This window comes from Mycobacterium sp. NPDC003449, from assembly GCF_053588415.1.
This window is the reverse complement of the sequence record NZ_JBSFPX010000301.1, coordinates 1-5,705: the sequence shown is the minus strand read 5'-3', so window position 1 is coordinate 5,705 and position 5,705 is coordinate 1. Positions and strand designations below refer to the sequence as shown.

The window sequence follows — 5,705 nt, the reverse complement described above, 5'->3', positions numbered from 1 at the left end:
ACCAGTGTGAAGATGCCGAAGTTCAACTCGATCTCGATCTCCGGCTATCACATCCAAGAAGCCGGTGCCACAGCCGATCTGGAGCTCGCATACACGCTGGCCGACGGTGTGGAGTACATCAAGGCCGGGCTCGACGCCGGGCTGGACATCGACAAGTTCGCGCCGCGGCTGAGCTTCTTCTGGGGCATCGGGATGAACTTCTTCATGGAGGTGGCCAAGCTGCGGGCGGGCCGGCTGCTGTGGAGTGAGCTGGTGGCCGAATTCGAGCCCAAGAGCGATAAGTCGCTGTCGCTGCGGACCCATTCGCAGACCTCGGGCTGGTCGCTGACCGCACAGGATGTCTTCAACAACGTGGCCCGCACCTGCGTCGAGGCGATGGCGGCCACCCAGGGGCACACCCAGTCGCTGCACACCAACGCGCTGGACGAGGCGCTGGCGCTGCCGACCGACTTCTCGGCCCGGATCGCCCGCAACACCCAGCTGCTGCTGCAGCAGGAGTCGGGTACCACCCGGCCGATCGATCCGTGGGGCGGCTCGTACTACGTGGAGTGGCTGACCCATCAGCTCGCCGAGCGGGCCCGCGCCCACCTCAAGGAGGTCGCCGAGCACGGCGGCATGGCCCAGGCCATCGGTGAGGGCATCCCGAAACTGCGTATCGAAGAGGCCGCGGCGCGCACCCAGGCCCGGATCGATTCCGGCGCCCAGACGGTGATCGGGGTGAACAAGTACCAGGTGGACCAGGATCAGGAGATCGAGGTCCTCAAGGTCGAGAACAGCCGGGTGCGGGCCGAGCAGCTCGCCAAGCTGCAGCAGCTGCGGGCCGACCGCGACGAGGCCGCGACGCAGGCGGCCCTGGACGAGTTGAGCCGCGCGGCTCGCGAGTCCGGCCCGGCCGGCGAGGACGGTCTGGGTAACAACCTGCTCGCCCTGGCCATCGACGCGGCCAGGGCGAAAGCTACCGTCGGGGAGATCTCCGACGCGCTGGAGAAGGTCTACGGGCGCCACCAGGCCGAGATCCGCACCATCTCGGGCGTCTACCGCGACGAGGTGGGGAAGGCCGGGAATGTGAGTACCGCAACGGAATTGGTCGAGAAGTTCGCCGAGTCCGACGGCCGGCGGCCGCGCATCCTGGTGGCCAAGATGGGCCAGGACGGCCACGACCGCGGCCAGAAGGTGATCGCCACGGCGTTCGCCGACATCGGCTTCGACGTCGACGTGGGTTCGTTGTTCTCCACACCGGATGAGGTGGCCCGCCAGGCCGCCGACAACGATGTGCACGTGGTCGGGGTGTCCTCGCTGGCCGCCGGGCATCTCACCCTGGTGCCCGCGCTGCGCGATGCGCTGGCCGAGGTGGGCCGCCCCGACATCATGATCGTGGTCGGCGGTGTCATCCCGCCGGGCGACTTCGACGAACTGTACGAGGCCGGGGCGAACGCGATCTTCCCGCCGGGCACGGTGATCGCGGACGCCGCGATCGGCCTGCTGCACAAGTTGGCCGACCGGCTCGGCTACCAGCTGACCTAGTGGCTCCCACCGTCGGAGAACTCGCCGCGGCGGTCCGGGCCGGCGACCGCGCGGCGCTGGCCCGCGCGATCACCCTGGTCGAGTCGACCAGGCTCGATCATCGCGACCAGGCCCAGCAGTTGCTGCTGGAACTCATGCCCGATGCGGGTACGGCGCAACACATCGGCATCACCGGTGTGCCGGGGGTCGGTAAGTCCACCGCCATCGAGGCCCTCGGCATGTATCTCATCGCGGCCGGGCACCGGGTCGCAGTGCTTGCGGTCGACCCGTCCTCGACCCGCACCGGCGGGTCGATCCTGGGCGACAAGACCCGGATGGCTCAGCTCGCGGTCCACCCGGACGCCTACATCCGGCCCTCGCCGACGTCGGGCACGCTCGGCGGGGTCGCCAAGGCCACCCGTGAAACCATCGTTTTGCTGGAGGCGGCGGGTTACGACGTCATCCTGGTCGAGACGGTGGGTGTTGGGCAGTCCGAGGTCACCGTCGCGAACATGGTGGATTCGTTCGTCTTCCTCACCCTGGCCCGCACCGGTGATCAGCTGCAGGGGATCAAGAAGGGTGTGCTCGAGCTCGCCGACGTCATCGTGGTGAACAAGGCCGACGGCGCGCATGCCGTCGAGGCCAAGAAAGCCGCGCGTGAACTCACCGGGGCCATCCGGCTCATCTACCCTCGTGAAACCCTTTGGCGCCCACCGGTACTCACCATGAGCGCGTTGGAGGGCGTGGGGCTCGACGAGTTGTGGGACACGGTGCTGCGACACCGCCGGGTGCTCACCGAGGCCGGCGAGTTCGAGGCCCGCCGCCGGACACAGCAGGTGGACTGGACCTGGTCGATGGTGCGCGACACGGTGCTGGACCGGGTGATGTCGGATCCACGGGTCCGCGGCCTGCGCGCCGAGGTCGAGCGTCAGGTGCGCGACGGGGAACTCACCCCGGCCTTGGCGGCGCAGCGGATCCTGGACGCCGCCGAGGGGCGCTAACGAATAGGTAACACATGGAAGATTTGCCGGGGTTGCAGGTAAATTCGATTGTGTGAGCGATCACGACCAGGAGCGCAGCGACGCGCTCCCACCCGGCGTTCAGGGCGCGGCGGACGCGAACTTCACCCGCACTCTGCAGGGATTCGCGCGGCTGTTCCCGCACCGCAGGCTCGGTGGCGGCGCACTGGCGATCTACCGGAACGGGGAGCCGCTGGTCGACGTGTGGACCGGCTACGCCGACCGGGCGGGCACCCGGCATTGGACCGCCGACACCGGGACCATGGTCTACTCGGTCACCAAGGGGATGGCCTCGACCGTCATCCACCGCCTGGTCGACCGCGGACTGCTCGATTACGACACACCGGTATGCGCGTACTGGCCGGAGTTCGCCGCCAACGGCAAGGCGGCGATCACGGTCCGCGAGCTGATGGCGCACCGCGCGGGCCTGTCCCAGCTCAACGGCGTGACCATGGCCGAGCTGCTCGACCACCGGGTGATGGAATCGCGGGTCGCGGCCGCATCGGTGAATGCGCTGCTCTACGGCAAACCCGCCTATCACGCGCTGACCTACGGCTGGCTGATGTCGGGCCTGGCCCGCTCCGTGACCGGCAAGGACATGCGGGAGTTGTTCCGCACCGAGCTGGCCGAACCGCTGGGGACCGACGGCCTGCACCTGGGCCGCCCGCCCGCGGGCGCGCCGACCGGGGTGGCGCAGATCCTGTTCCCGCAGGGGACGTGGCCCAACCAGGTGTTCGACTTCGTCGCGCCCAGATTGGCCGCGCTGCCGTTCTCCCGAGGATTCGGGTCGATCTACCTGCCGGGGATCATGTCACTGGTCCGCGGCGACGCCCCGTTGCTCGACACCGAGGCTCCCGCGGTCAACGGCGTGGCCACGGCGCGGGGGCTGGCCAGAATGTACGGCGCGATCGCCAATGGCGGGATGTTCGAGGGCGTGCGCTACCTCTCCCCGGAGACCGCGGCGGGCCTGACCGGTCGGCCCAGCCTCTCGCCCGACCGCAATCTCGTGGTGCCGCTGGCTTTTCATCTCGGCTATCACGCGGTGCCGTTCGGGGTGATGGCGGGCTTCGGCCACGTCGGGCTGGGTGGCTCGGTCGGGTGGGCCGACCCGGCCAGCGGGTTGGCGATCGGATTCGTGCACAACCGGTTGCTGACCCCGATGGTGCTCGATATGGCGGCGTTCGTCGGCCTCAACGCGTTGATCCGCGCGGACGTGGCGCGCGGGCGCACGCGTGGTTTCGTCCCGGTGCCCGATCTCGGGGCGCCGCCGTTCGGGGTGTCCAAGCCGGTCGCCGGCTGAGGCAACCGGAACGGACCGGAAGCCTCAGCGTCTGCTCGGGGTCAGCCAACGTGTCTTGATCCGCCAGGAGTGCGCGGCCGCGAGGGCGAACATCGCACCGCAGATGCAGGCGAAGACCCACACCAGGCGGCCGTTCTCGATCGGCTGCAGTTGCGGGACGAATGCCGTCACGATGCGCACCAGGCACGCGAGGATCCCGCTCACCGATGCGAACAGATAGATGTTGGCCACCCGGCGCGAGCGCGGGTCCTTCCGCAGGATCAGAATCGCCCGGAGACCGTAGGACAGCAGATAGATCAGGATGCCGCAGAGCAACAGCCAGTAGACGTTGAGCCAGAAATCGGTGCGCACCTGGAAGAAATCGGGGCCGTAGATCGCCGCACCGTTGCCCAGGGAGAAGGCGGCCAGCAACAGCGGAATGCAGACCGTCGCCGGACGCTCGACGTACTGCTTGAACGAGTGTTGCATGGCGTGGTCATCCTGCAACCGGCCCAGCGTGTTGTAGACCACGGCCGACGCCGCCACGATGTAGCAGTCGTGGCCGATGTAGTCCTCGACGTTCCACTTGCCGGTCAGGTGGTAGAGCACCTGACCGATGGTTTCGGACGCCCACGGTGACATCAGCAAAACCGCGAGGCCCTGAAGGGCGATGTTGAGGGTCGCGGCGACCTCCCACCGGCAGGTCCAGGTGACCCGCCTGATCCACAGGCTCCACCCGATGCACAGCAATGTGATGCAGATGAGGATCGCTACGGACATAAGACTTCGCCTTGGGCAGGGATTTGCATTTTCAGCAAATAGTACGGCTACAGCGGTGGGGCGTCCGGGCGAAGGGTCAATTCGGACATCTTCTTGCGTCGGTTCACCCGGGTGGCGGTCTCGACCGGGGCGACCATCAGGGGAGAGGATTCCAGGTAGTGCCAGACCTCCTGGCGGCTCATCAGGCCGAACCTGATCTGCAGGTCGGGATAGCTGAGCCGGAATCGATCCGAGACCTGCCGCAGTTCCTCGGCGTTGGGATAGTCGGCTTCCTTGATGCGCCGGTAATAGGTGCTGCTGGACACCCCGAGGGCGGTGTAGATCGCCTTCGCGTCGATCTCACCGTCGAGCAGGTAGTCCAGCAGGGCTTTAAGCTGCCTGCCGTTCTCATCGGTGCGTGGCACCACAACACCTTAAACCCCGGTCTCTGATCCGGGTAGGGCGAACCGCCCAGAATGCGGATGCTCCGGAATTGGCAGCAGAGTCAGACTTTTGGCATGCCTCTCCCAAATTTGGGACAGTTTGGCTACCGTTGGGTTATGGCTGCTCCCATCCTCACCGGGTCGTCCGGTGCGACCTGCTGGATCACCGACCACCACGCCGCCACGCCGGCGCAGGCGGCGGACATGGCGACAATCCCGACCTCACTGGCCGAAGACCTGGTCGGCGAGCTCGACGGTGCGCGCGAGGCACTGGGATGCAGCACCGCCGAGATCCTGACCGCGGCCCTGAGCCGCACGGTCGCGCGGTCGATCGGCGACGGCACGCTGATCGTCGACCTCGACATCGAGGGCACCCCGCGGGTGGCCGTACCGTGCATTACGCGTCGGGACCTCTCTGGCGCGGAATTGCTCGCCGCCACGCGCTCGGGAGTCACCGGGTCCGCTGGCGGCCGATATCCACGGGCCGATGTCCGGCTCGGATTCGGTGAACGGGCCGCCGCTTCCGACACGCACGTCCTGGCCGTTCAGGTGCGGCGCGACGGCGATAGGGCCCTGCGGGTGGACTGGCGGTTCGACACCCGCAGCTTCGACCGCTACACGGTCGAGGAACTGGCCGAACAGTTCCCCCTCGCCCTGATCGAGGTCACCTCCGGATAGGCCCGCCATCCCCGATTTGCAAGG

General features: G+C 67.7%; 6 protein-coding genes. 4 read left to right on the top strand and 2 right to left on the bottom strand.

The window, feature by feature from the left end; genetic code table 11:
- The 3 genes from scpA to lipL form a co-directional block, all read left to right on the top strand.
- Positions 1-1,524 (top strand): methylmalonyl-CoA mutase (scpA, locus tag ACWDTP_RS37045; protein ID WP_450028196.1); only part of this gene is annotated, 1,524 nt, incomplete at its 5' end.
- Positions 1,524-2,504: a methylmalonyl Co-A mutase-associated GTPase MeaB gene (gene meaB / locus ACWDTP_RS37040; RefSeq protein WP_450028195.1), complete on the top strand. Its 981-nt coding sequence runs from the start codon at positions 1,524-1,526 to the stop codon at positions 2,502-2,504. The genes scpA and meaB, both read left to right, overlap by 1 nt.
- 52 nt (positions 2,505-2,556) lie before the next feature.
- Positions 2,557-3,822: an esterase/beta-lactamase LipL gene (gene lipL, locus ACWDTP_RS37035; RefSeq protein WP_450028194.1), complete on the top strand. Its 1,266-nt coding sequence runs from the start codon at positions 2,557-2,559 to the stop codon at positions 3,820-3,822.
- Between the two features lie 24 nt (positions 3,823-3,846).
- Here lipL and ACWDTP_RS37030 read toward each other — a convergent pair whose 3' ends face one another.
- On the bottom strand, positions 3,847-4,581 hold the full coding sequence (locus ACWDTP_RS37030; protein WP_450028193.1) for a hypothetical protein: 735 nt from the start codon (positions 4,579-4,581) through the stop codon (positions 3,847-3,849).
- 47 nt (positions 4,582-4,628) lie between these two features.
- Positions 4,629-4,985 carry an XRE family transcriptional regulator gene (locus ACWDTP_RS37025; RefSeq protein ID WP_450028192.1) on the bottom strand — a complete coding sequence of 119 codons (357 nt, stop codon included), beginning with the start codon at positions 4,983-4,985 and terminating at the stop codon, positions 4,629-4,631.
- Between the two features lie 135 nt (positions 4,986-5,120).
- Between ACWDTP_RS37025 and ACWDTP_RS37020 the strand changes: the two genes are divergently transcribed.
- Positions 5,121-5,681, top strand: a complete 561-nt coding sequence (locus ACWDTP_RS37020; protein WP_450028191.1) for a polyketide synthase — start codon at positions 5,121-5,123, stop codon at positions 5,679-5,681.
- The last annotated feature ends 24 nt before the right edge of the window (positions 5,682-5,705 follow it).